Annotated in this window: 25 protein-coding genes; 14 read left to right on the forward strand and 11 right to left on the reverse strand. The window is 73.5% G+C overall.

What is annotated here, in order from left to right:
* Positions 1-57: 57 nt before the first annotated feature.
* Positions 58-687, forward strand: a complete 630-nt coding sequence (locus V1634_RS21670) for a hypothetical protein (RefSeq protein WP_331209711.1) — start codon at positions 58-60, stop codon at positions 685-687.
* Positions 688-760: 73 nt separating this feature from the next.
* Positions 761-1,165, forward strand: coding sequence for an MmcQ/YjbR family DNA-binding protein (locus V1634_RS21675; protein ID WP_331209712.1), 405 nt, complete (start codon positions 761-763; stop codon positions 1,163-1,165).
* Positions 1,166-1,189: 24 nt separating this feature from the next.
* Here the strand turns inward: V1634_RS21675 and V1634_RS21680 are convergent, their stop codons facing one another.
* From V1634_RS21680 to V1634_RS21690, 3 genes are read right to left on the reverse strand one after another with little or no spacing between them, the layout of a single operon-like run.
* Positions 1,190-2,161: a phosphotransferase family protein gene (locus tag V1634_RS21680; RefSeq protein ID WP_331209713.1), complete on the reverse strand. Its 972-nt coding sequence runs from the start codon at positions 2,159-2,161 to the stop codon at positions 1,190-1,192.
* Positions 2,158-3,672 (reverse strand): glycerol kinase GlpK, encoded by a 1,515-nt coding sequence (gene glpK, locus V1634_RS21685; RefSeq protein ID WP_331209714.1) that lies wholly within the window; start codon positions 3,670-3,672, stop codon positions 2,158-2,160. Before glpK ends, V1634_RS21680 begins: the two co-directional genes overlap by 4 nt.
* Positions 3,673-3,726: 54 nt before the next feature.
* On the reverse strand, positions 3,727-4,188 hold the full coding sequence (locus V1634_RS21690) for an ATP-binding protein (protein ID WP_331209715.1): 462 nt from the start codon (positions 4,186-4,188) through the stop codon (positions 3,727-3,729).
* 144 nt (positions 4,189-4,332) lie between these two features.
* On the opposite strand from V1634_RS21690, the gene macS reads away from it, so the two are divergent.
* Both macS and V1634_RS21700 read left to right on the forward strand, forming a co-directional pair.
* Positions 4,333-5,508, forward strand: coding sequence for a MacS family sensor histidine kinase (gene macS / locus V1634_RS21695; RefSeq protein ID WP_331209716.1), 1,176 nt, complete (start codon positions 4,333-4,335; stop codon positions 5,506-5,508).
* A 70-nt stretch (positions 5,509-5,578) separates the two neighbouring features.
* The gene (locus V1634_RS21700; protein ID WP_331209759.1) at positions 5,579-6,214 is read left to right on the forward strand and encodes a response regulator transcription factor; all 636 of its coding nucleotides are present in this window, start codon (positions 5,579-5,581) and stop codon (positions 6,212-6,214) included.
* 23 nt (positions 6,215-6,237) lie between these two features.
* Here V1634_RS21700 and V1634_RS21705 read toward each other — a convergent pair whose 3' ends face one another.
* Positions 6,238-6,804: a DUF5709 domain-containing protein gene (locus V1634_RS21705; RefSeq protein WP_331209717.1), complete on the reverse strand. Its 567-nt coding sequence runs from the start codon at positions 6,802-6,804 to the stop codon at positions 6,238-6,240.
* A 301-nt stretch (positions 6,805-7,105) separates the two neighbouring features.
* On the opposite strand from V1634_RS21705, the gene V1634_RS21710 reads away from it, so the two are divergent.
* The gene (locus V1634_RS21710; RefSeq protein ID WP_331209718.1) at positions 7,106-8,305 is read left to right on the forward strand and encodes a glycosyltransferase; all 1,200 of its coding nucleotides are present in this window, start codon (positions 7,106-7,108) and stop codon (positions 8,303-8,305) included.
* Between the two features lie 44 nt (positions 8,306-8,349).
* Here the strand turns inward: V1634_RS21710 and V1634_RS21715 are convergent, their stop codons facing one another.
* Both V1634_RS21715 and hisN read right to left on the reverse strand, forming a co-directional pair.
* Complete coding sequence (locus V1634_RS21715; RefSeq protein ID WP_331209760.1) at positions 8,350-9,297, reverse strand: hypothetical protein; 948 nt, start codon at positions 9,295-9,297, stop codon at positions 8,350-8,352.
* Positions 9,298-9,368: 71 nt separating this feature from the next.
* Entirely contained in the window at positions 9,369-10,160 is a 792-nt protein-coding gene (gene hisN, locus V1634_RS21720) for a histidinol-phosphatase (protein ID WP_331209719.1), read from the reverse strand.
* A gap of 51 nt (positions 10,161-10,211) precedes the next feature.
* Between hisN and V1634_RS21725 the strand changes: the two genes are divergently transcribed.
* The gene (locus V1634_RS21725; RefSeq protein WP_331209720.1) at positions 10,212-10,817 is read left to right on the forward strand and encodes a DUF2087 domain-containing protein; all 606 of its coding nucleotides are present in this window, start codon (positions 10,212-10,214) and stop codon (positions 10,815-10,817) included.
* A gap of 13 nt (positions 10,818-10,830) precedes the next feature.
* Here the strand turns inward: V1634_RS21725 and rsgA are convergent, their stop codons facing one another.
* Together rsgA and aroA are read right to left on the reverse strand one after the other, a co-directional pair.
* Positions 10,831-11,778, reverse strand: coding sequence for a ribosome small subunit-dependent GTPase A (rsgA, locus tag V1634_RS21730; RefSeq protein WP_331209721.1), 948 nt, complete (start codon positions 11,776-11,778; stop codon positions 10,831-10,833).
* Positions 11,779-11,949: 171 nt separating this feature from the next.
* On the reverse strand, positions 11,950-13,260 hold the full coding sequence (aroA, locus tag V1634_RS21735) for a 3-phosphoshikimate 1-carboxyvinyltransferase (RefSeq protein ID WP_331209722.1): 1,311 nt from the start codon (positions 13,258-13,260) through the stop codon (positions 11,950-11,952).
* Positions 13,261-13,361: 101 nt separating this feature from the next.
* Between aroA and V1634_RS21740 the strand changes: the two genes are divergently transcribed.
* From V1634_RS21740 to rsrA, 5 genes are all read left to right on the forward strand, one after another.
* Positions 13,362-14,084 (forward strand): SOS response-associated peptidase, encoded by a 723-nt coding sequence (locus V1634_RS21740; RefSeq protein ID WP_331209723.1) that lies wholly within the window; start codon positions 13,362-13,364, stop codon positions 14,082-14,084.
* 200 nt (positions 14,085-14,284) lie between these two features.
* On the forward strand, positions 14,285-14,689 hold the full coding sequence (locus V1634_RS21745; RefSeq protein WP_203859080.1) for a WhiB family transcriptional regulator: 405 nt from the start codon (positions 14,285-14,287) through the stop codon (positions 14,687-14,689).
* 55 nt (positions 14,690-14,744) lie between these two features.
* Positions 14,745-15,359, forward strand: a complete 615-nt coding sequence (locus V1634_RS21750) for an alpha/beta hydrolase family protein (RefSeq protein ID WP_331209724.1) — start codon at positions 14,745-14,747, stop codon at positions 15,357-15,359.
* Between the two features lie 251 nt (positions 15,360-15,610).
* Entirely contained in the window at positions 15,611-16,462 is an 852-nt protein-coding gene (locus tag V1634_RS21755) for a sigma-70 family RNA polymerase sigma factor (protein WP_331209725.1), read from the forward strand.
* Between the two features lie 3 nt (positions 16,463-16,465).
* On the forward strand, positions 16,466-16,750 hold the full coding sequence (gene rsrA, locus V1634_RS21760; protein WP_203859078.1) for a mycothiol system anti-sigma-R factor: 285 nt from the start codon (positions 16,466-16,468) through the stop codon (positions 16,748-16,750).
* 187 nt (positions 16,751-16,937) lie between these two features.
* On the opposite strand, the gene V1634_RS35505 is transcribed toward rsrA, so the two are convergent.
* A complete protein-coding gene (locus tag V1634_RS35505) occupies positions 16,938-17,012 on the reverse strand; it encodes a 50S ribosomal protein bL37 (protein WP_369814844.1) in 75 nt (24 codons plus the stop codon).
* A gap of 237 nt (positions 17,013-17,249) precedes the next feature.
* Here V1634_RS35505 and V1634_RS21770 point away from each other — a divergent pair, with 237 nt between their 5' ends.
* Together V1634_RS21770 and V1634_RS21775 are read left to right on the forward strand one after the other, a co-directional pair.
* Positions 17,250-17,465 carry a biotin/lipoyl-binding carrier protein gene (locus V1634_RS21770; RefSeq protein WP_101369757.1) on the forward strand — a complete coding sequence of 72 codons (216 nt, stop codon included), beginning with the start codon at positions 17,250-17,252 and terminating at the stop codon, positions 17,463-17,465.
* Entirely contained in the window at positions 17,462-17,998 is a 537-nt protein-coding gene (locus V1634_RS21775) for a GNAT family N-acetyltransferase (protein ID WP_331209727.1), read from the forward strand. The genes V1634_RS21770 and V1634_RS21775 overlap by 4 nt, the downstream gene beginning before the upstream one ends.
* Before the next feature lie 10 nt (positions 17,999-18,008).
* On the opposite strand, the gene V1634_RS21780 is transcribed toward V1634_RS21775, so the two are convergent.
* A complete protein-coding gene (locus V1634_RS21780) occupies positions 18,009-18,632 on the reverse strand; it encodes a TetR/AcrR family transcriptional regulator (protein WP_331209728.1) in 624 nt (207 codons plus the stop codon).
* A 117-nt stretch (positions 18,633-18,749) separates the two neighbouring features.
* Between V1634_RS21780 and V1634_RS21785 the strand changes: the two genes are divergently transcribed.
* Complete coding sequence (locus V1634_RS21785) at positions 18,750-20,333, forward strand: MDR family MFS transporter (RefSeq protein WP_407951821.1); 1,584 nt, start codon at positions 18,750-18,752, stop codon at positions 20,331-20,333.
* 183 nt (positions 20,334-20,516) lie between these two features.
* Here V1634_RS21785 and V1634_RS21790 read toward each other — a convergent pair whose 3' ends face one another.
* Complete coding sequence (locus V1634_RS21790; RefSeq protein ID WP_331209729.1) at positions 20,517-22,361, reverse strand: tetratricopeptide repeat protein; 1,845 nt, start codon at positions 22,359-22,361, stop codon at positions 20,517-20,519.
* Between the last annotated feature and the right edge of the window lie 104 nt (positions 22,362-22,465).

The raw sequence follows: 22,465 nt of genomic DNA on the forward strand, positions 1-22,465 counted from the left end.
ATCTCCTCAGCGGGGTGCGACGGGCGCCCCACCAGCCAGATCACGAGGTGATCAGTAATGCGATCCATCTTCCTCCGCAGTCCGCTCCGCCAGCGCAGTCCGTTCCGCAAGCTCTTCGTGCGGTCACCGGGTGCGACCGTCCCCGGGACAGCCGGGAGGCCGGGCCGGCGGATCGGGGCGGCGGCGCTCCTGCTCGGACTGACCGTGGCCCTGCTCGCCGGGACGGCGTCCCCGGCCAGCGCCGCGATCATCACCGTCCAGGACGGCTTCGAGGGCGCCCAGGCGGCGAACTGGAGCTTCAGCCACGTCGGTGACGGCACCGGCGGGATCAGCTCGCTGCAAACCCACAACGGGGTCAAGGACGGGTTCCTCTCGATGCGCAGCGCCGGCTTCTCCTCGGTCGGCCGGCGGGTCTTCCTGCCGCCGACCACGAGCTGCACGGCGGGCATCTGGGTGAACCCGGTACTCGCCACCCAGCAGATCAACTTCGAGATCATCGAGCCGAAGAGCTTCACGTACGTGGCGCTGAAGACGGTGGTGCTCAGCGGCGCTGCGCCGTACACCTTCGTCTCCACCTCGTGGAACCACGGCCCGACGGACATCCTGGTCCGGGTCTCGCTGATCGGCGTCAACGGCGTGCAGTTGGGAACCTGGGTCGACGACCTGGGCATCCTCTGCCACACCTGAGTCGCGGACGCGTTCTCACACAGTGGGGTGCCGCCCCGGCCAGGGGCGGCACCCGCCGTGCGAGGCTTCCGGTATGGGACACCCGATCATGTTCGACGAGTCGGATCCGCTGCTGCACCGGGTACGGTCGCTCGCGCTGGCCTTTCCGGACGCGGCCGAGAAGGTCTCGCACGGGCGCCCCACCTTCCACACCACCAAGGTCTTCGCCTACTACGGCGGATCGGTGAAGGTCGACGGCGGCCACCGGCAGCACGAGCAGTCGGTGCTCGTCCTGGTCGACCCCGACGAGCGCGAGGCGCTGCTGGCCGAAGAGCACTGCTACCTGCCGATGTACCTGGGTGCCTACGGGTGGGTCGGGGTGGATCTCACCGACGACACCGACCGGGCCGAGATCGGTGAGCTGCTGGACGCCAGCTACCGGCGTACCGCCGGGCCACGCCGGGTCGCCCGGCTCGACGGTCGCCCGCCGGGCCGGTGACGTCGCCTCTCCCCGGCCAGCGGTTCAGTCCGGTAGGCCCGCCTCGACCCAGCGGCGGATCACCTGTGCCGCCTGGTCGGCGACGGGATTTCCGGCGGGCCGGGTGACGAGGTCGCTGAGCGCGAACATGTCCAACACCCGGCCAAGGTAGGCCCAGTCCGGCGGCAGCGGCAGGTCGGCGGGCTGGTGGGCGGCGTACCCGGCCCGGAAGCCGCCGACGAACTCGGCCGGATAGTCGGCGCCGAACCGCAGCATGTTGGCGGCATCGGCGTACGGGCAGCCGGAATAGCCGAACTCCCAGTCCAGTACGGCGACCACCCGCCAGCTCCCGCCGTCCCGGCTGACCAGGATGTTCTTCGGGTTGATGTCGGAGTGCACCAGTCGGGCGTGGCCGTCCACCCGGGCCAGTGCCGGGGCGTGGGTGCCGCACAGGGTCGCCCAGGCGTCCCGGGTGGGCCGGTCGAGCCGCTCGGTCACGGCCATGCAGCCCACCACGACCTCGGGCAACTGCGCCGACCACGGGGATTCCGCGCGTACGGTGAGCCGCTCGTCGGTGAAGAAGCCGGGCCGGTCGTACGTCACCGCGCCGATGCCGGCGACCACCCGGCCCACCTCGACACCGAGGCCGGAGAGCGCCACCCCGTCGGCGGCGAGCACCTGCTCCAGCGGGCTGCCCGACACGTACTCGATCGCCGTCGCCGGGCGGGCGTCCGGATCCCCGTCGGCGGCCGGCAGCACGAGCAGTACCTCGGGCACCGGGACGTACCGGCGGGCGGCCGCCATGACCGCGGCCTCGATCGCCGGGTCGGGGCCGCCGAGCCGGACGACCACCTCGCCGTCGGCGAGGGTGACCAGGCAGGTCTCGTGGGAGAACCCGCCGGCCAGCCGCCGGGTCTCCAGCAGCCTGCTGCCCAGCGCCTCGGCGACCGTGTGCAGCTCGTCCCTGGTCCGCGACCCGGTCGCCTGAGGCCCTCCGCGATCCGTCGGCGCCGTCACTCCTCCTCGACCCAGTCCAGGGTGCGGGCCACCGCCTTGCGCCAGTTGCGCAGCTCGCGGTCCCGGTGCGCCGGCTCCATCGCCGGTGTCCAGTCGGCGTCCTGGCGCCACTGCGCGCGCAGCGTCTCAAGGTCCGGCCAGAAGCCGACCGCCAGGCCGGCGGCGTACGCGGCACCGAGGCAGGTGGTCTCGCTGACCTCGGGGCGGACCACCGGTACGTCGAGTACGTCGGCGAGGAACTGCATCAGCAGCTCGTTGGCGGTCATCCCGCCGTCCACCCGGAGCCGGCGCAGCGCCACGTCCGAGTCGGCGTTCATCGCGTCGACCACCTCGCGGGTCTGCCAGGCGCTCGCCTCCAGCACGGCCCGGGCCAGGTGCCCCTTGGTGACGTAGCCGGTCAGTCCCGCGATGACCCCCCGGGCGTCGCTGCGCCAGTGCGGGGCGAACAGCCCGGAGAAGGCCGGTACGACGTAGCAGCCGCCGTTGTCCTCGACGGTCCGGGCCAGCTCCTCGACCTCCGGCGCGCTCGAGATCAGCCCGAGGTTGTCCCGCAGCCACTGCACCAGCGACCCGGTGACCGCGATCGCCCCCTCCAGGGCGTACGTCGCCGGCTGGTCACCGATCCGGTAGCCGACCGTGCTGAGCAGCCCGTGCCGGGAGGCCACCGGACTGGCGCCGGTGTTGAGCAGCAGGAAGCTGCCGGTGCCGTAGGTGCACTTCGCCTCGCCGGGATGGAAGCAGGTCTGCCCGAAGAGTGCCGCCTGCTGGTCGCCGAGCGCGCCCGCCACCGGTACCCCGGCCAGCGGCCCGGCGCTCCCGCTTCCGGGGAGGCCGTCCGCGGTGCCGTAGACCTCGGCCGACGAGCGGATCTCCGGCAGCATCCCGGCCGGAACGCCGAGCACGTCGAGGAGTTCCGGATCCCAGTCGAGGGTCCGCAGGTTCATCAGCAGGGTCCGGCTGGCGTTGGTCACGTCGGTGACGTGCCGCCCGGTCAGCTTCCAGATCAGCCAACTGTCCATGGTGCCGAAGAGCACCTCGCCCCGGTCGGCCCGGTCCCGCAGCCCGTCGACGTTGTCGAGCAGCCAGCGCAGCTTCGGCCCGGAGAAGTAGGTGGCCAGCGGCAGCCCGGTGCGTTCCCGGAAGCGCTGCTCGCCGTACTCGCGGTCGAGCCGGCGCAGCAGCGGCGCGGTGCGGGTGTCCTGCCAGACGATGGCGTGGTGCACCGGCCGGCCGGTGGCCCGGTCCCAGACCACCGTGGTCTCCCGCTGGTTGGTGATGCCGATCGCGGCGAGCCGGTCGGCGCCGATTCCCGCCTCGGTCAGCGCCTCCGGCACCACCTGGCAGACGGCGGTCCAGATCTCCTCGGCGTCGTGTTCGACCCAGCCGGGTCGGGGGAAGATCTGCCGGTGCTCGCGCTGGGCCATCGACACGATGCCGCCGGAGGCGTCGAAGACGATGCAGCGGGACGAGGTGGTGCCCTGATCGATCGCGGCGACGAACTGACCGGTCATGCGCAGCACCGTACCCGGCGCCCGGGCCGTCGTCATCCGGCCCGGGAGCCGGAGTCACCCCGTCGGCCGCTCGGTCCCGGTGTCGTCCAGGTGGGCGCTGATCCGCACGGTGGTGCCCGCCGGACCGCTGTCGACCACCATCTCGTCGCTGAGCTGCCGGGCCAGCCAGAGTCCCCAACCGCCGGCGATTTCGGGCAGGGGGCGCCGCCGGTCGTCGAGCCGGTCGGCCCCGATCCCGGCACCGGTGTCGGAGACGAGGCAGTAGAGGATCTCTCCGGTACGCCACAGCCGCAGCCAGCCCTGCCCGCCGCCGTGCCGTACCGCGTTGGTCATCAGCTCGTTGACGGCCAGCACGAAGTCGTCCAGGCGGGCGCCGCTGAGCCCGGCCGCCTCGGCGCGTGCCGCGACGGCGTGCCGGATCTCGGTCACCCGGTCGCCGTCGAAGGTCTCGGTGAGCAGCGGAGGCGCCGCATCGGGCGCGACAGCAGTGGGCGCGAGGGGGTCAATGTCGCTCATGGCCGTCCCACCGCTGGTCGTCGAGTCCTTTCGTGGCTTTCCCACCCTACGTCAGGGTATGTAGCTGCGCATCCGGGCCGGCCGGTCGACCCGGACGGGCGTGCGGGGTCCTCCGGCCGAACGAAGCTGTGCGATGGTCTCTGCGTGTCGGACTCGACGAGCGACGCGCCGGGCGGTCGCCGCCGCGACCCGCCGGGCAGCCTCCAGGCGCCGCTGTGGCGGTCCATCGCCGTCTACCGGTTCGCCGCCCTGGCCTACGTCGCCGTGTTGGCGGTACGCAACCTGAGCGACTACACCCATCCGGTGTCGGGCGCGGTACTGCTGCTGGCCATGACCGGCTGGACGGTGTTCGCCGGCTACGCGTACGCCGATCCGGCCTGGCGACGCTGGCCGCTGCTCGTGGCCGACCTGGCCGTGGTGCTGGCGGTGGTGGTCGCCGCCCCCCGGGTGGTCGGCCGGGAGGTGCTGAACGACGGGGTACCCCCACCCAGCGTCGCCTGGCTGGCCGGGCCGGTACTCGCCTGGGCGGTCTCCGGCGGGCGGCGGCGCGGCGTGGTCGCGGCGCTGGTGATCGGCGGCACCGACCTGGTGGCCCGGGAACGGTTCGCCCAGGCGTCGCTGACCGGCGCCGCGTTGATGCTGCTCGCCGGGATCGCCGTCGGGCACGTCGTCCGGCTGGCGGTGATCGCCGAGGAGCGGTTGCAGCAGGCCGTCGAGTTGGAGGCGGCGACCCGGGAGCGGGAGCGGTTGGCCCGGGGGATCCACGACTCGGTCCTCCAAGTGCTGGCCCTGGTCCAGCGCCGGGGCGCACACCTCGACGGCGAGGCGGCCGAACTGGCCAGACTCGCCGGGGAGCAGGAGGCGGCGCTGCGGTCGCTGATCGCCAGCCGGGCACCGACCGGGCTGGACCGCCAGGAGGTCGACCTGCGCTCGCTGCTCGGCCGGTACGCCTCGGCCACGGTCTCGATCGCCGCCCCGGCCACCCCGGTGCCGCTGCCCGCCGGAACCGCCGGTGAGGTCGCGGCGGCGGTGGGCGCGGCGCTGGACAACGTGGCCCGGCACGGCGGTGGCCGGGGCTGGGTACTGGTCGAGGACGACGCGGCGGCGGTCACCGTCTCGGTCCGCGACGACGGGCCGGGGATCCCGGCGGGACGGCTCGCCGAGGCGGCCGGTCAGGGGCGGCTCGGCGTGGTCCAGTCGATCGAGGGCCGGATTGCCGACCTCGGCGGCACGGTCCGGATCAGCTCCGCACCAGGCGAGGGGACGGAGGTCGAGCTGCGGATCCCCCGCGACCGCGCGATTCCCGGGCAGCGCACGTGATCGTGTGGACGGTACCGGCTCGTCTAGGCTCGCCGGTGTGACCGACGAGGGCGTGCCGGCTGTCCGGGTGATGGTGGTGGACGACCATCCGATGTGGAGAGAAGGGGTGGCCCGCGACCTCACCGAGGCCGGCTACCACATCGTCGCCACCACCGGTGAGGGGCGGCAGGCGGTCCGGGTCGCCCCGGCCACCCGGCCCGACGTGGTCGTACTCGACCTGCAACTGCCGGACATCTCCGGTGTCGAGGTGCTCCGGGCACTGCTGGCCGAACTGCCCGGGGTCCGGGTGCTGATGCTCTCGGCCAGCGGCGAGGAACAGGACGTGCTCGACGCGGTGAAGGCCGGGGCCACCGGCTACCTGCTCAAGTCCGCCGGTCCGGCGGAGTTCCTCGACGCGGTGCGGCGTACCGCCGCCGGGGACGCGGTCTTCACGCCCGGGCTGGCCGGTCTGGTGCTCGGGGAGTACCGGCGGATCGCCGCCGCGCCGGCACCCCCCGGAGACGACCTGCCCCGGCTGACCGAGCGGGAGACCGAGGTACTCCGGCTGGTCGCCAAAGGGCTGTCCTACAAACGGATCGCCACCCGGCTCGGACTGTCGCACCGTACGGTGCAGAACCACGTGCAGAACACCCTCGGCAAGCTGCAACTGCACAACCGGGTCGAACTCACCCGCTACGCCATCGAGCAGGGCCTCGACGGCGACTGACCGGCTCGGGAGGACCGGTCGGGTCACGGCGGGGGCTGGGTCTCGTTGATCGCCAGCTCCTCGGCGCTCGCGCCGCCGCCCGCCGCACCCCGGTCCACGGCGACGGAGTCGGGCTCGTCGTCGTACCGGGCACCCTCGTCCGGCTCCGCCAGCCGGCCGACCGGGCCGCCGCCCGGTGCGTCCCCGAGGTTGCCGTGGTCGTAGATCGAGACCGGGGAGTTCGGGTCGGAGGTGGGACCCGGATCCATCACGTCGGCGTCGAGCTGTGCCTCGGCGGCGGCCTCGTCACTGTCCGCCTCGTCCGAGAGCGCCCGGTCGACCGTACCGGCGTACGGGTCCTCGACCGGCACGTCGGGCCGCTCCTGGGAGAGCCGGTAGTCCAGCGACTCGCCGTCGGCCTGCTCCTCGGCGGTGGTGCCGTACCGGTCCACCGCCAGCGGCCGGTCGGTGGGAAGTGCGGCGGGATCCCAGCCGTCCGCCTCCCGACCGGTCGCGACGTCGTCACCGGCCGTCGAGTCGTCGTCGGCGGTGCCGGGCAGGCCCTCCGCCTCCGGGTCGGACACGGGCGTCGGAAACTCGTCATCGCGCATGACAGATCACTACCCGCTCGCCGGGTACCCGTAACCGGGCGAAGGCGACCGGGCGCCCCGCCGGCCGCGACCGCGCGTTCCCGGCCCCGCCGGGGCCGGTGCGGTTAGCCGGCGACGAAACGGGAAGGACGGCGACGGCGCGGTCGGTGACCGGCCCCGCGACGCCGGCCGTCAGCGACGAACGGCCCGGCCGGTGGGGTGGGCGGACCGGTTTGCCAGGTTTCCGCTCGGCCCGCCGTGGTTAATGGGAGCCTCTGATCGAGCGGCCCTAGCCCGCCCTTGCCGTCGCTGGAGGTGACCCATGCGCGTTGGCCTCGTCTGCGCACACGCCGGCCCGCCGCACGAGCGTCGCGGCCAGTTCGCCGGCACGCACCAGCACGTGGCCCGGGTGGCCGTCGAGCTGACCGGGCGGGGCCACGACGTACGGGTCTACGAGCGGCTCGACGACCCCGACGCGCCGCCGGTCAGCGAGATCGGCGGCTACCGGGTGGAGCGGGTACCGGTGGGTCCGTCCCGGGCCACCGGCACCGCCGAGCTGGTGCCGTACGTGCCGGAACTCGGCCGCTGGCTCACCGAACGCTGGGCCGGGGAGTGGGCCCCCGAGGTGGTGCACGGACACTTCTGGATCGGCGGCCTGGCGGCGGCGAGCGCCGTCCGGGACACCGTCATCCCGGTCGTGCAGACCTTCCACTCCCTCGGCGTCGAGCAGCTGCGCCACCTCGGCGAGGCGTACCGCGGTCCGGGGCAGCGGATTCCGCTGGAGCGGGCGCTGACCCGGGCCGTGGACATGGCGGTGGCGCAGTGCACCGACGAGGTCGACGAGCTGACCCGGATGGGGTTGCAGCGCGCCTCCGTGGTGGTGGTGCCGGCGGGCGTGGACACCGAACTCTTCGCCCCGGAGGGCGAGGCGGTGCCCCGGGACCGGCGACCGCGCATCCTGGCCGCCGGCGGGCTGGAGCCGGGACACGGACAGGAGGACCTGATCCGGGCGTTGCGGCTGGTCGGGGACGTCGAGCTGGTCATCGCCGGTGGCCCGCCCGCCGAACACCTGAACAACCACGCCGAGGCCCGCCGGCTGCGCGAGGTCGCCGAGTCCAGCGGGGTCGCCGACCAGATCAAACTGGTCGGCTCGGTGCCGCACGACCAGATGTCCGCCTGGTACCGCTCCGCCGACGTGGTGGCCTGCACCCCCCGGTACGCCTCCGCCGGACGGGTGCCGCTGGAGGCGATGGCCTGCGGCGTACCGGTGGTCGGCTACTCGATGGGCGGCATCGTGGACACCGTGGTCGACGAGGTCACCGGCCGGCTCGTCCCGCCCGGCGACGTACGCGGGCTGGGCGTGACGCTGCGCCGGCTGCTCGCCGCCGACGCGGAGCGGTTCGCGTACGGGCACGCGGCGGTGGACCGGGTGCGGTGCAGCTACACCTGGGACCGTACGGCCGGCGCGCTGGAGCGCCTCTACGAGCGGGTGGTACGCCGACGCCAGCCCGCTCCGAGCTGACGCTGGTCGCCCCGGCCGGCCGGGACGGCTCCGGGGATCGACGGTCAGCGGCGGGGGACCGGTGCGATCGGGGCCGATCGGCGCCGGCCGGGCACCGCCGTCGACCCCGGCAGTCGGGGACCCGTTCGGGCCGGTGGCGCCGCAGGGGAGCGTACCGGGAGGTTCCGGCCGCGCTGGTCGGGCAGCGGGCCGTGCTGGTGCTGTGGCTCGGCGTACCGGGTCAGGCCGAGCACCGCGACCAGGGTGACCAGGAAGCCGATCCCGGCCAGCCACTCCCGGCCCGGCCAGATCCGGTCGCCGAGGAGCAGCAGCCCGACGACCGCCGCCGGTACCGCCCCGGCGGCGTCCATCGCGGCCACCGCCGCCGTGGTCGAGCCGCGCTGCATCGCCAGGCCGAGCAGCAACTGCCCGACGATCGAGTGCACGATCAGCAGGTAGAGCAGGGGATCCCGGAGGAAGGCGTCGAACGAGTGCACGGAGGCGAGCGGCCGGGCGGCCACGGCGGCGGCCGAGAACGCCAGCCCGGCGAGCGCGCCGAGCGCCACCGAACCCGGCACGCCGTGCAGGCGTACGGCCGGGAAACCGAGTGCGCCGATCACGCCGAGCGCGACGACCAGCGCGACCACCCCGGCGGTCCCGAGCTGCCGGGACGGCGCCGGCTTCGCGGCCAGCACCAGGGCGGTGATCCCGACCAGCAGGAGTACCAGCAGCAGGACCTCGGCGGCCGGCAGCCGCCACTTGAGCACCAGCACCCCGAGCAGGGCGGTGACGCCGAGCCCGGCCGCCACGCTCGCCTGGACCAGGAAGAGCGGCAGGTCGCGGCGGGCCAGGAAGGCGAGGACGAAGCCGAGCACCTGGCAGGTCAGCCCGACCAGATAGCTGCGGTGCCCGACCAGCCGCAGCAGCAGCCCCGGGTCGAAGGTGTGGTGCAGGGTGGTCCGGGTCGCGGCCATCGACTGGAGCAGGTTGGCCACGCCGTAAGCGGCGATCATGGCCGCGAGGAAGCACCAACCGGTGGACACCTGGCGAGGATAGAGGCTGCTGTGTCGCTTCGCTCGGCCGGCTAGCCGAGCCGGTCGAGCAGATCCTGGTGCAGTTTGCCGTTGCTGGCGATCGCGCTGCCACCGGCGGGACCGGGCCGTCCCTGAAGGTCGGTGAAGGCGCCGCCGGCCTCGGTCACGATCGGGATCAGCGCGGCCACGTCCCACAGGGACAGCTCCGGCTCGACCATCGCGTCGACCGCCCCCTCGGCGAGGAGCATGTAGCCGTAGAAGTCGCCGTACGCCCGGCTCCGCCACACCGACCGGAGGATGTCGAGCATCGGGTCGAGCCGGCCGGTCTCCTCCCAGCCGTGCAGCGAGGAGTAGCAGAAGCTGGCGTCGGCGAGCCGGCCGACCCCGGAGACCCGGATCGGGGTGGCGGCGGCCTGGTGCCTGCCCGCGTACGCCCCGAGTCCGGTCGCCGCCCACCAGCGGCGGCCCAGAGCCGGTGCCGACACCAGCCCGACGACCGGGGCGTCACCGTCCATCAGCGAGATCAGGGTGGCCCAGATCGGCACTCCCCGGACGAAGTTCTTGGTGCCGTCGATCGGGTCGACCACCCACTGCCGGGAGCCGGCTCCGGCGGGCGCGGCGGAGGCGCCGTACTCCTCGCCGAGCACGCCGTCGCGGGGCCGGGTGCGGGCCAGGGTGGCCCGGACGGCGCGTTCCACGGCGGTGTCCGCGTCGGTGACCGGCGTCAGGTCCGGCTTCGCCTCCACGTGCAGGTCCAGGGCCCGGAACCGGGCCATCGAGATCGAGTCGGCGGTGTCGGCGAGCATGTGCGCCAGGGACAGGTCGTCCGCGTACCGGGCCATGGCGGAAACCTACTCGATCCGCTTCGCCCCGGTGCGTTAGCATCCCGCGCCGTGGCCACCGAACCGATTTCCGACGCGTCCCCCGAAATGTTGATCGGCCTGCTGGCCGAGCCGGACCGGCTGGCCGCCTTCGCCGCCGTGGTGCTCGGCGCGGGCGAGGTCGCCGAGGTGGCGGAGCGGACCGGGCTGCCGGCCCGGACGGTGCTCGCCGCGCTGCGCCGGCTGGAGTCCGGCGGCCTGGTCGAGACGGTGGACGGCCGGGCGGTCGCCCTGGTCGGTGCGTTCAAGGAGGCGGTCCGCGCCCGTCCGCCCGCCTCCGCCGAACCGGACGCGGAGCTGGACCCGGACCGGGCCGTCGCGGCGGTGCTCCGGGCCTTCGTCCGGGACGGCCGGATCGCCCAGATGCCGGCCGCGCAGGGCAAGCGCCGGCTGCTGCTCGAACACGTCGTGACGACCTTCGAGCCGGGGGTGCGCTACTCCGAGCGGGAGGTGAACGCGCTGCTGCGGGCCTGGTACGACGACTACGCTGCGCTGCGCCGCTACCTCGTCGACGAGGTGCTGCTGACCCGTCGGGACGGCGTCTACTGGCGCAGCGGCGGCCCCGTCGACCTGGACCCCGGCCCGGCCGCGAGCGACCCCGACGGCCTGCCCGGGTAGCGGCCCGGCGGAGCTACTCGACGTCTCCGGCCCGGGAGGCCAGCAGCCGGCGGTACGACGCCAGCCGGCGCGGGTCGGCGTTGCCGGCCGCCACCCAGGCGTCGAGCGCGCAGTCGGCCTCGTCCGGGGTGTGCTCGCAGTTCGGCGGGCACTCGACGGTTCCCTCGACCAGGTCGGGGAAGCCGTGCAGCAGGCTTTCGGCGGAGACGTGCGCCAGGCCGAAGCTGCGGATCCCGGGGGTGTCGATGATCCAGCCGGGATGGGTGCGCCGGTTGCCGGGCAGCGACGGCAGGCGCAGCGCGACCACGCTGGTGGAGGTGTGCCGGCCCCGGCCGATCGCGCTGACCGTGCCGACCGCCCGGTCCGCCTCCGGAACCAGCCGGTTCACCAGCGTCGACTTGCCCACCCCGGAGTGCCCGACCAGCACCGAGATCCGTTCGGCGAGCAGCCCGCGCAGCTCGTCGAGGTCCGAGCCGGGGCCGACGAGTACGTGCCGCAGGTCCAGCTCGGCGTAGTAGCCGAGTACCCCGTCGGGCGGTGCCAGATCCGCCTTGGTCAGGCAGAGCAGCGGCTCGATGTCGGCGTCGTACGCCGCCACCAGGCAGCGGTCGATGAACCCGGTCCGGGGCGGCGGGTCGGCCAGCGAATTGACGATCACGAGCTGGTCGGCGTTGGCCACCACCACCCGTTCGAGCCGCCCCTCGGCGGTGGTCTCGTCGTCGTCGGCGGTACGCCGCAGCACGGAGGTCCGCTCGGTGATCCGGACGATCCGGGCCAGTGCTCCCGCCGTCCCGGAGGTGTCCCCGACCAGGGCGACCCGGTCGCCGACGACCACCGACTTGCGGCCCAGCTCGCGGGCGCGCATCGCGGTGACCATCCCGCTGTCGGCCCGGTCACCCCGCCCGGCCGCCGGGTCGTCGCCGACCACGCAGGTGTAGCGGCCCCGGTCGACGGCGATCACGAAGCCGTCGACGGCGTCGGAGTGCCGGGGCCTGGTCCGGGTACGCGGGCGCGACGAACGCCCGGGTCGTACCCGTACGTCGTCCTCGTCGTACTCGCGCTTGCCCGCCAGCTCTGCTCCCCGTCTCGTCTTCCGGCGACGGCGACCAGCGAGGGGACCGATCGGTCCCGGCTATCGGCGCCCGTCGCCTCCGGTCACCATCGTCGACCATAGTGCCGGGAACTCGGGCATGGTCTTGGAGGTACACGCCACGTCGTCCAATTCGACGCCGGGCACGGCGAGCCCGATCACCGCCGCCGCGTGCGCCATCCGGTGGTCGGCGTAGGTCCGGAACGTCCCGCCGCGAAGCTGCCGGGGCCGGATCTCCAGCCCGTCGGCGGTGTCGGCGACATCGGCGCCGAGGCCGGTCAGCTCCCGGGCCAGCGCGGCGAGCCGGTCGGTCTCGTGGCCCCGGATGTGCCCCACCCCGCGCAGCCGGGACGGCGAGTCGGCCAGTACGGCGAGCGCGGCCAGCACCGGGGTGAACTCGCTGACGTCGGAGAGGTCGGCGTCGATCCCACGGATCCCGCCGGCGCCGCTCACGGTGAGACCGTCGGTGCCCAGGGTCACCTCGCCGCCCATCCGGGAAAGCAGTTCCCGCAGCGTGTCGACCGGTTGCAGGCTGCTGCGCGGCCAGCCGAGCAGGGTCACCGTGCCCCCGGTGACCAGCGCGGCGGCGAAGAACGGCACCGCGCCGGAGAGGTCCGGCTCGATGTCCCAGCCTCGCCCGGAGAGCCGACCCGGCTCCACCACCCAGACGTCCGGGGTGGCGTCGTCGACCGCGGCACCGGCGGCCCGGAGCATCTGCACGGTCATCCGCAGGTGCGGGGCGGACGGGACCGGCGGGCCGACGTGCCGGACCACGATCCCGCGCTCGAACCGGGCCCCGCCGAGCAGCAGCCCGGAGACGAACTGGCTGGAGGCGGAGGCGTCGATCACGACCTCGCCGCCGAGCACCCGGCCGGCGCCCTGCACGGTCAGCGGCAGGCTGGCGCCCTCGGTGGTGTCGATGCGTACCCCGATGGCGCGGAGCGCGCCGACCAGCGGGCCGAGCGGGCGGAGCCGGGCGTGCGGGTCGCCGTCGAAAGTGACCGGCCCCTCGGCGAGCCCGGCGACCGGCGGCACGAACCGCATGACCGTGCCGGAGAGCCCGACGTCGACGTGGGCCGGGCCCTGGAGCGGACGGGGCCGGACCAGCCAGCGCTCGTCGTCCACAATGGAGACGTGCGCGCCCATGCCGCGCAGCCCGGCGGCCATCAGCTCGGTGTCCCGGGCGCGGAGCGGGTGCCGCAGCGTGGAGGGGCCGTCGGCCACCGCGCTGAGCACCAGCGCCCGGGCCGTCAACGACTTGGAGCCGGGCAGCCGCAGCGTCGAGGCGACCGGGTCGGTCGCGGTCGGCGCGGTCCAGGGCTCGAGCGGACGGACCGCCGTGAGATTCGGCACCGGTACATTCTGCCCCGTCGGCAGGGGCGTCGTATCGGAGCATCGGCCCCTCCCGCCTGACGGGACGGCCAGCCGGCGCCGGAGGCGCTAGCGTGGCGAGCATGTGCGGCAGGTACGCGACCACCCGTAGCGCGGCCGATCTGAGCGCGCTCTTCGAGGCGTACGACGAGACCGGCGGGCGGCTCACCGCCGACTACAACGTCGCGCCGACCGATCCGGTGCCGGTCGTGCGGGTCTGTCCCGACTCGGGCGGTTCGGTGCTCTCCGTGGCCCGGTGGGGTCTGCTGCCGCACTGGGCCAAGGACGCCCGGGGCGCCGCCCGCATGATCAACGCCCGCGCCGAGACGGTCGCCACCACCCGGGCGTACGCGCAGTCGTTCGCCCGGCGCCGCTGCCTCGTCCCGGCCGACGGCTGGTACGAGTGGGTCAGCCGGGACGGCGGCAAGCAGCCGTACTTCATGACTCCGCGCGACGGCGGGGTGCTCGCCTTCGCCGGACTCTGGTCGGTCTGGCGCGGTGCCGGCGACCCGCTGCTCACCTGCAGCGTGGTCACCACGGCGGCGCTCGGCGAACTGGCCCTGGTGCACGACCGGATGCCGCTGCTGCTGCCCCGGCAGCGCTGGTCCGACTGGCTCGACGGCGACGACGACCCGGCCCTGCTGCTCGCGCCGCCGGACGATAAGTCGCTGGCCGAGATCGAGATCCGGCCGGTCGGCAGGGGCGTCGGAGACGTCCGGAACGACGGTCCGGAACTCCTGGCCCGGGTCACCGCCCCGCCGCTGCGCGCGTTACCAGAAGAACCGGTCGCGTCGACGCTGTTCTGAGCACGCAACCGCGTATTTGCCTGCACCGATTTGCCACCCTTCGAGGTGGATCGTCGCCCGCAGTTTTCCACACCTTTGCCGAGAGCACTTGTCACGCATCGTGGTGGTGCGATAGAACACAGCGCCGGCAGTGGGTGTCGGCTCGCACCGGGCGAGCGGCACTCACCGATCTTCGTCGGTCCCACGGGGGAGGTGGGTGAATGACACGGGCGCGGATGCCACGCCCGCACGAGGTTGCCGCGGCACGACGAGACCCGAGGCTGCTTCGGGCACTCAGTGAGCGGCGTCTGGACGATGCCTGGCGTACCCGGGGGGTGTGCCAGAGCGTGGACCCGGAAACATTTTTCCCGGCACCGAGCGAGCCGGCCGACTCGGCCGTCGCGCTGTGCCGGACCTGTGACGTACAGGGACCCTGCCTCGCCTGGGCGCTTGAGGTGGGTGACTGCCACGGCGTATGGGGAGCGACCACGCCGCGTGAACGCCGGGCGATGTTGGTCGCCTGGCGGGACCAGGTGGAGCGTGATCCCGATGCGGTCGGCGACGCCGGACCACCGGTCCGGGACCGCCTGTTGACCCTCGTCCCGCTCAGTTCCAGCCGCCGCTGACCCGTCCACCGCCGACCGCCGGGTCACCCGGTGGACGGTGCCATACAGTGGCGCCGTGCGGCACGGTGACGAGATCGACACTCCACGGGGCCCCGCCCGGGTGGACGTCGACCTGCTGCGTCCCCGCCCGGCGACCCTGCTGGTGCTCGGGCACGGTGCGGGCGGCAGCGTGGACGCGCCGGACCTGGTGGCGCTCCGGGACGCGGCGGTCGGGGCCGGGGTCGCGGTGGCCAGGGTGACCCAGCCGTACCGGGTGGCCGGCCGGCGGGCACCGGCCCCCGCCGGTCACCTGGACGAGGCGTGGGTGGCGGTCGTCACCGAGCTGCTGGGCCGGTACGACCCGACCCCCACCCTGGTGGTCGGCGGCCGGTCCAGCGGCGCCCGGGTCGCCTGCCGCACCGCCGCCGTGCTGGGCGCCTCCGGGGTCGTCGCGCTCGCCTTTCCACTCCATCCGCCCGGCCGACCGGAGCGGTCCCGGGCGGCGGAACTGCGTACCGGGCTGCCGACCGTGGTGCTCAACGGCGACCGGGACCCGTTCGGCGTACCGGCTGCGGAGCCGGGCATCCGGGTCGAGGTGCGGCCCGGCGAACGGCACGACCTGCGGCTCGACCCGGCGGGAACGGCCGGACTGGTGCTCGGCTGGCTGCGCGAGCGGGGCTGGGCGGGCTGAGGTCTCCCGCCGGCCGTTTCTGTCCTGCCGGCGTGATCGTTGCTCCAACTGATGCCGGACGCCGCCTGCGATTCCGCGAATCGGATGTGGCGCCCGGTTTCATCCTCCCAGGCCCTTCCTGGTCCCAGCCGTGGCAGATCCGGTCGGATTGGTCACGGCCGGGGCCAGGGATGGGCGGTGAACGGAATGCCTCGCCCGGTGCGGCGGTTACAACTCCCGGAAGCCAAAGGAGCCACGAGGGGGTTTGCCCGGTGTCGACCGAGACACGGAGCCTGGAGCACGACCGCGAGGTGCGGTGGCCCGACCGGAGGCGGAACGCTCCGCCCTCCCGGTCGTCCGGCGACCGGCCCGGGGCGGGTGCCGGCCCGGCCCGAACGGAGTCGCCGACCCGCGCTTTCCGCGTATCCTCGGCGGGACAGCCGAATAACGCTGCGGTGGTGGGGAAGAAGGTCACCGCGCCGGTTCGGTACCGAGGCGAGGGAGACGGCCGGTTGACAGCGGAGAAGACGGACGAGCGCAGGGCCCGGTTCGAACGTGACGCGCTGCCCTTCGTCGACCAGTTGTACGCCGCCGGCCTGCGGATGACCCGCAACCCCGCCGACGCGGAGGACCTGGTCCAGGAGACCTTCCTGAAGGCGTTCGCCGCGTTCCACCAGTTCGAAGAGGGCACGAACCTCAAGGCGTGGCTCTACCGGATCCTGACCAACACCTACATCAACTCCTACCGTCGCCGGCAGCGGCAGCCCGTGCAGGCGCCCACCGAGGAGATCACCGACTGGCAGCTCGCCGAGGCGGAGTCGCACACCTCCAGCGGGCTGCGCTCGGCCGAGACCGAGGCGCTGGACCGGCTCCCGGACACCGACGTGAAAGAGGCGTTGCAGCAGCTCCCGGAGGAGTTCCGGCTCGCCGTCTATCTCACCGACGTCGAGGGGTTCTCCTACAAGGAGGTCGCCGACATCATGGGAACGCCGATCGGCACCGTGATGTCCCGGTTGCACCGTGGCCGGCGGAACCTACGAAAGCTGCTCGAGCGTTACGCTGCCGAGCGGGGCTTCTCGTCCGCCCCGTCGACCAGGTCCGCTGCGGCTGGCCGGGAGGTGTGAGCGATGAGTTGCGGTGAACCGCACGAGACGGACTGCCGTGAGGTCCTCACCGAGGTATACCTCTACCTCGACCTGGAGTGCGCGGACGAGCGGCGCAACCTGATCCGGGACCATCTCGACGAGTGCTCGCCCTGCCTGCGCGAGTACGGTATCGAGCAGGAGGTCAAGGCGCTGGTCGCCCGCTGCTGCGGCAACGAGACCGCGCCCGTCGAGCTTCGGGAGCGGCTGCGGGTCCGCCTGGCGGAGCTGGTCTTCGAGACCGACTCCCGGGAGTACCTCGCCGACTGAGTCCCCGCCCGACGGTTGCGCGACCCGGCCGGGGCCGGCCGCGTCGCGCAACCGTCGGCCGTGGGCCGACCAGGGCCGCACCGCGGTCGTCGCCGCGGATCGCCGGGCGGGCCGGGTTGTGGCGAGCGTTGCCGCGATCGCCGACGGATCCCGTGCCCCGCCCGGCCGCCCAGGCTCGGCGCCGAGTTCAGGAGTTGGGGCGCTTGCCGTGGTTGGCGGCGCTCTTCTTCCGCGCCTTCTTCTTCCGGGACTTCTTCGCCATGCTGACCTCCGTCTGTCTGCCGTGGGCGGCGCCGACCAGCGTCGTCGACCGCCCGTTTCTGCTCGCGCCGGGCAATCCTCCCATGGTCGCCGGTCGGCCCCGCCGAGGCGGTACACCCGGCAGCCCGGCCGCCGAGCACCCGGCGGCGTCGGCGACGTCCGCCGCCGTGCCCGCCCCGGTGCTCGTCGCATGATTGGATACCGTCGCAGGGCAAAAGTGACGACGAGGGGGAACCCGATGGCCGAGGAGATCCGCGCCGAGATGGTGGCGAACGTCTGGAAGGTCGTGGCCACGGCCGGCGACTCGGTGTCCGAGGGCGACACGCTGGTGATCCTCGAGTCCATGAAGATGGAGATCCCGGTGGTGGCCGAGTCGGACGGGGTGCTCCGGGAACTCGCCGTCAACGAGGGCGACGTCGTGCAGGACGGCGACCTGATCGCCGTCATCGAATGACCGGCCTGCTGGTCCGGGCCGCCGAGCCGGCCGACTTCGACGCGATCGCCCGGCTCACCGTGGCGGCGTACCGGGCGGACGGGCAGCTCGACGGCGAGCACGGTTACGAGCGGATGCTCGCCGACGTACCGGCCCGGGTCGGTGCCGGCGAGCTGCTGGTCGCTGCCGACGAGGCGACCGGTGAACTGGTCGGTTCGGTGCTCTTCGTGCTCCCCGGTTCGACGTACGCCGAACTCTCCCGCCCGGGTGAGGCGGAGTTCCGGATGCTGGCGGTGGACCCGGGGGCGCAGGGCCGGGGCGTCGGCAAGGCGCTGGTCCGGGCCTGCCTGGACCGGGCGAGGTCGCTCGGTTGCGCCCGGGTGGTGATCTGCACCCGCAGCTTCTCCGCGCCCGCGCACCGGCTCTACGCGGGGTTCGGTTTCGTGCGTACCCCGGAACGGGACTGGTCGCCGGCCCCCGGCGTGGACCTGCTCGCGCTGCGCCTCGACCTGTGCGCCGCGCCGACGGTGCTGCCGGAGCCGAGCCGGGGTTGAGACCGACGGGCTAGCCGACTCCGGCGGTCGCGGCGCCGTCGGCCTCGGACTCCGGCTCGTCGCGCCTGGCGGGGACCTCGCCGATCCGGTCGAGCAACTCGTTGGCGATCCCGAGCGCGAGCTCCCGGCGTTCCCTGGTGCTGATCTCGCCGCGCAGCGCGAAGAGGCTGCCGTGTACGGCGAAGAGCGCCAGCGTGGCCCGGAGCTGCCCGGCCGGCGAGGGGTCGGCCCGGGAGAGCAGCTCGGCGATCCGCAGCATCCGCTCCCGCATCATCTGGCCGGAGGAGAGCTGCTTGACCACGGTCTGGTTCTGCTCGAAGAACCGCATCACGTTGCGGCCGTCGTCGCCGAAGAACTCCTCGCAGTAGCGGCGCAGCGTAGCCCGGCGCCCGGCGGCGTCGACCGGCTGTTCCGCGGCCCACTCGATCAGCCGGTCGAGCCGCTCGATCCGGTCGGAGACGAAGCTGTGGACGATGTCGTCCTTGCTCCTGAAGTGGTAGTAGAGGGCGGCCTTGGTGACGCCGAGCCGCTCGGCGATCTCCCGGAGCGAGGTCTTCTCGTAGCCCTGCTCGGTGAAGAGTTCGAGGGCGACAGCCTGGATCCGGGACCGCGTGTCGCCTGTGCTGCCGGTCACCCGGACCACCTCTCCTAATCACTTGACGGGCATCCGGCACCCAACTTACCGTACGGCAAGTAGAATCACTAGCCGGTCGGCAAGTAAGCGGGTCACACTCAGGGGGAGAGCCTACCGATGACCACGATGGCGGAAGCGCCGGAAAGACCAGTCAACATCAGGGTCGTCCTCGGCGGCCTGATGATCGCGATGATGCTCGCGATGCTCGACAACATGATCGTCAGCACCGCGTTGCCCCGGATCGTGGGCGAGTTCGGCGGACTCAACCACTTCACCTGGGTGGTCACCGCGTACGTGCTCGGTTCCACCGTCTCCACGCCGATCTGGGGCAAGCTCGGTGACCTCTACGGCCGTAAGACCGTCTTCCTCAGCTCGATCGTGCTGTTCCTGTTCGGCTCGGCACTCTGCGGCATGGCCGGGTCGGAGATGCTCGGCGGCCCCGGCGACGGGATGATGGAGCTGATCGCCTTCCGCGCGGTGCAGGGCCTCGGCGCGGGCGGCCTGATGGTCGGCGTGATGGCCATCATCGGTGACCTGGTCTCGCCCCGGGAGCGGGGCCGCTACCAGGGCATGATCGCCGGCATCATGGCCATCGCCATGGTGGCCGGTCCGCTGGTCGGCGGCTTCATCACCGACCACCTCTCCTGGCGGTGGGCGTTCTACGTCAACCTGCCGCTCGGCGGCGTGGCACTGATCCTGCTGGCCACCCGGATGCACCTGCCGAAGTACCGCACCGAGCACCGGATCGACTGGCTCGGCGCCGCGCTGCTCTCGGTCGGCATCACCGCGATCGTGCTGGTCACCACCTGGGGCGGCAACGAGTACGACTGGATCTCCGGCCAGATCCTCGGCCTGGCCGCCGTCGCCGTGGCCTCGCTGATCGCCTTCGCCCTGGTCGAGCGCCGGGTACCGGAGCCGATCCTGCCGCTGAGCCTCTTCGCCAACCGCAACTTCGCGGTGATCTCGGTGATCGGCTTCCTGCTCGGCTTCGCGATGTTCGGCTCGATGAACTTCCTGCCGCTGTTCCAGCAGACCGTGCAGGGCGCCTCGGCCACCAACAGCGGACTGCTGCTGCTGCCGTTGATGTTCGGCATGCTGGTGGTGTCGATCGTGGTCGGTCGGGCGATCACCAAGACGGGCCGGTACCGGGCCTTCCCGATCGTCGGCGGGATCGTGATGACCGCCGGCATGGCGCTGCTGGCCATGCTCGACGTCGACACCGGCAAGCTGGAGTCCTCGCTCTACATGATCGTGCTCGGCGTCGGGATGGGCTTCCTGATGCAGACCTCGATGCTGATCGCGCAGAACAGCGTCGAGCAGAAGGACCTCGGCGCGGCGAGCGGCGCGGCCACCTTCTTCCGGTCGATCGGCGGTTCCTTCGGGATCTCGCTCTTCGGCGCGGTCTTCGCCAACCGGCTCGCCGACTCCGCCGCCGGACCGATGATGGCCGGCGGCGGCGAGGGCGGCGGCGTCGACCCGGCCGCGCTGCGATCGCTGCCGCCCGAGCAGCAGCACGCCGTGCTCGGCGGGCTCGCCGACGCGATCGGCGCGGTCTTCGTCTGGGCGGTACCGTTCGCGCTGGCCGTCGCGGTGCTGGCCTGGTTCGTCAAGGAGATCCCGCTACGCGGCGGCCCGGCCGCCGAGACCGACACTCCCGAGGAGCAGGCGGAGATAGCCCTGGCCAGCCCACCCGTGCGCTGACCTGCCGGCGCGGCGCCGCCCCTGCCCGACAGCGGCGGCGCCGCGTCTGCTCGTCAGCGGCGGCGCCGCGTCTGTTCGCCAACGGCGGCGCCGCGTCTGTTCGCCAACGGCGGCGCCGCGTCTGTTCGCCAACGGCGGCGCCGCGCCGTCGTCCACGCACGATCCGACGGCCGTACCGGGAGGTCAGCCGCCCTGCCGGGTGAACCGCCGCCACATCCGGTCCAGCAGCCGGCCGAACCGGCGCTGCCGGGGCGCGACCGGAGAACCGTCCCGGGCGAGCAGCAGGCGGGCGGTGTCGACCGCGGCCGGCTCGGCCGACGGGGTGGCCAGCACCAGGTAGGCCAGGGAACGCAGCACGGTGACCGGCCGCCGCTGTGCCACCTCGACCGCGTCGCCGAGCCGTTCGGCGGTGACCCGGGCGACCTCGGTACGCACCGACGGGTCCACCCAGGCAGCGGTGACCAGGGCGAACAGGGCCGCCTCGGTGACCCAGTCCTCGACACCCCAGACCAGGTCGAGCAGTACCCTGCGCCGGGTCGAGTCCGGCCACGGCTCGTCCGTACGGTGGTGCAGCAGCCCGAGGCAGACCCAGACCTGGACGCAGCGCACCCAGAGGGTCGGGTCGTGCCGGCTCAGGGTACGGCCAAGTTCGGTCTCCGGCGGGGCCGGCGGATGGGCCAGCAGGCCGAGCAGGTCGTCGAGTTCGAGCGTGGCGAGCCCGACCGCCGCGTCGTAGGCGGCCGGCGGATGCGGCCAGGCGGGGTGGGCCAACTGCTGGATTCGGCGTACCGCCACGTCGGGCGGCGCCGGCACGGCCGGTACGGCGGTGATGCCGGCGTACCGCCAGAGTTGGTGTTCGACCGGCCGGCGTGGCTCGCGCAGATCCGGCTCCGGGGTGCTGGCGACCGTGACGACCAGGGCCGGGGCTGCCCCGTGCAGTGTCCGCATCGCGCTCGGCGGCTCCAGCCCACCCAGCGGCAACCGCGCGCCGTCGGCCGGATCACCGGTGGCCAGCCGCTGCCGCAGCGCCACCGCCACCGCCTCGGTGCCCGGCGGGACCCGGCCCAGCCACGGCTGGTTCTGGCAGCACTCGGCGAGGTCGCTGTGCTCGTGCGAGTCGTCCGGATGGTCCCGCTGGAAGTCGGCCAGCGCCACCAGGTGGGCGAGCGCGCCGTCGCGGCGGAAGCGCAGCCGGTGACCGGTGTGCACCGCGCAGTCGAAGGACGGGTCCCGGGCCAGCGCCCGGTCGATCCAGTCCAGCGCCTCGTCGAGGCGGCCGTGGTCGGCGAGGGTACCGGCGATGTCGGCGTACACCGAGAGGTCGTCGGGGTCGTGGTCGACGGCCCGGCGCAGCGCCGCGAGCGCCTCGGTGGTCCGGCCGGCGCTGCGGTAGGCGTAGCCGAGCCACACCTCGGAGAGCTTCGACGGCAGTTCCCGGGCGCCCTGGCCGGCCCACTCGACAGCCTGGCCGACCGCACCGACCCGGCGGGCCAGCGCGGACGCCGCGCCGAGCAGCAGGCCGTGCCGGGGATGCGCCGCCACGGCGTGCCGGGCCAGCCGCAGGTAGGGCCAGAGCGGTTCGCGGGCGGTCTCCGGCACCGGGTCGGAGATGCCGGCGCAGACCTGCATCAGCACCCGGGCGATCCGGTCCGGATCGAGCAGGCCGGGGAGTTCGGGGGCGCTCACCCAGGGCACGCCGGCCCAGTCGGCCGACGGGACGTGCCCGGTGGCGGCGGCGAGCAGTTCCAGCCCGTCGCCGGGGCGCCCGGCGGCGGCGAGCAGGTGCGCGCGGGCCACCACGGTACCGATGAACGGGTGCTGGTCGAGCGGGAAGAGGTCGACCCCGCCGCCGGACCGGGCGGCGAGCTGGGCCAGCACCTCGTGCACCTCGGGCATGGTCGGTGCGTACACGATCGCTCCGGCCAGGTGACCGGCGGCGTGCCGGAGATCGCCCTCGTCCAGCGCCAGCCGGGCCAGCGCGAGTTCTCCCTCGGCCGAGAGCCGGGGATCGTCTGTTCCCTCGGGCACCGAGTCGACCCTTCGTACGTGGAATTTTCCCTGGGTTGGGGAGCCTAGGGCATGGCGACGGCGGTTGGTGATCTACTGCGCAAAGCTGCTCGCTGAATTGCTCT

This window comes from Plantactinospora veratri, assembly GCF_036421995.1.
GTDB lineage: Bacteria > Actinomycetota > Actinomycetes > Mycobacteriales > Micromonosporaceae > Plantactinospora > Plantactinospora veratri.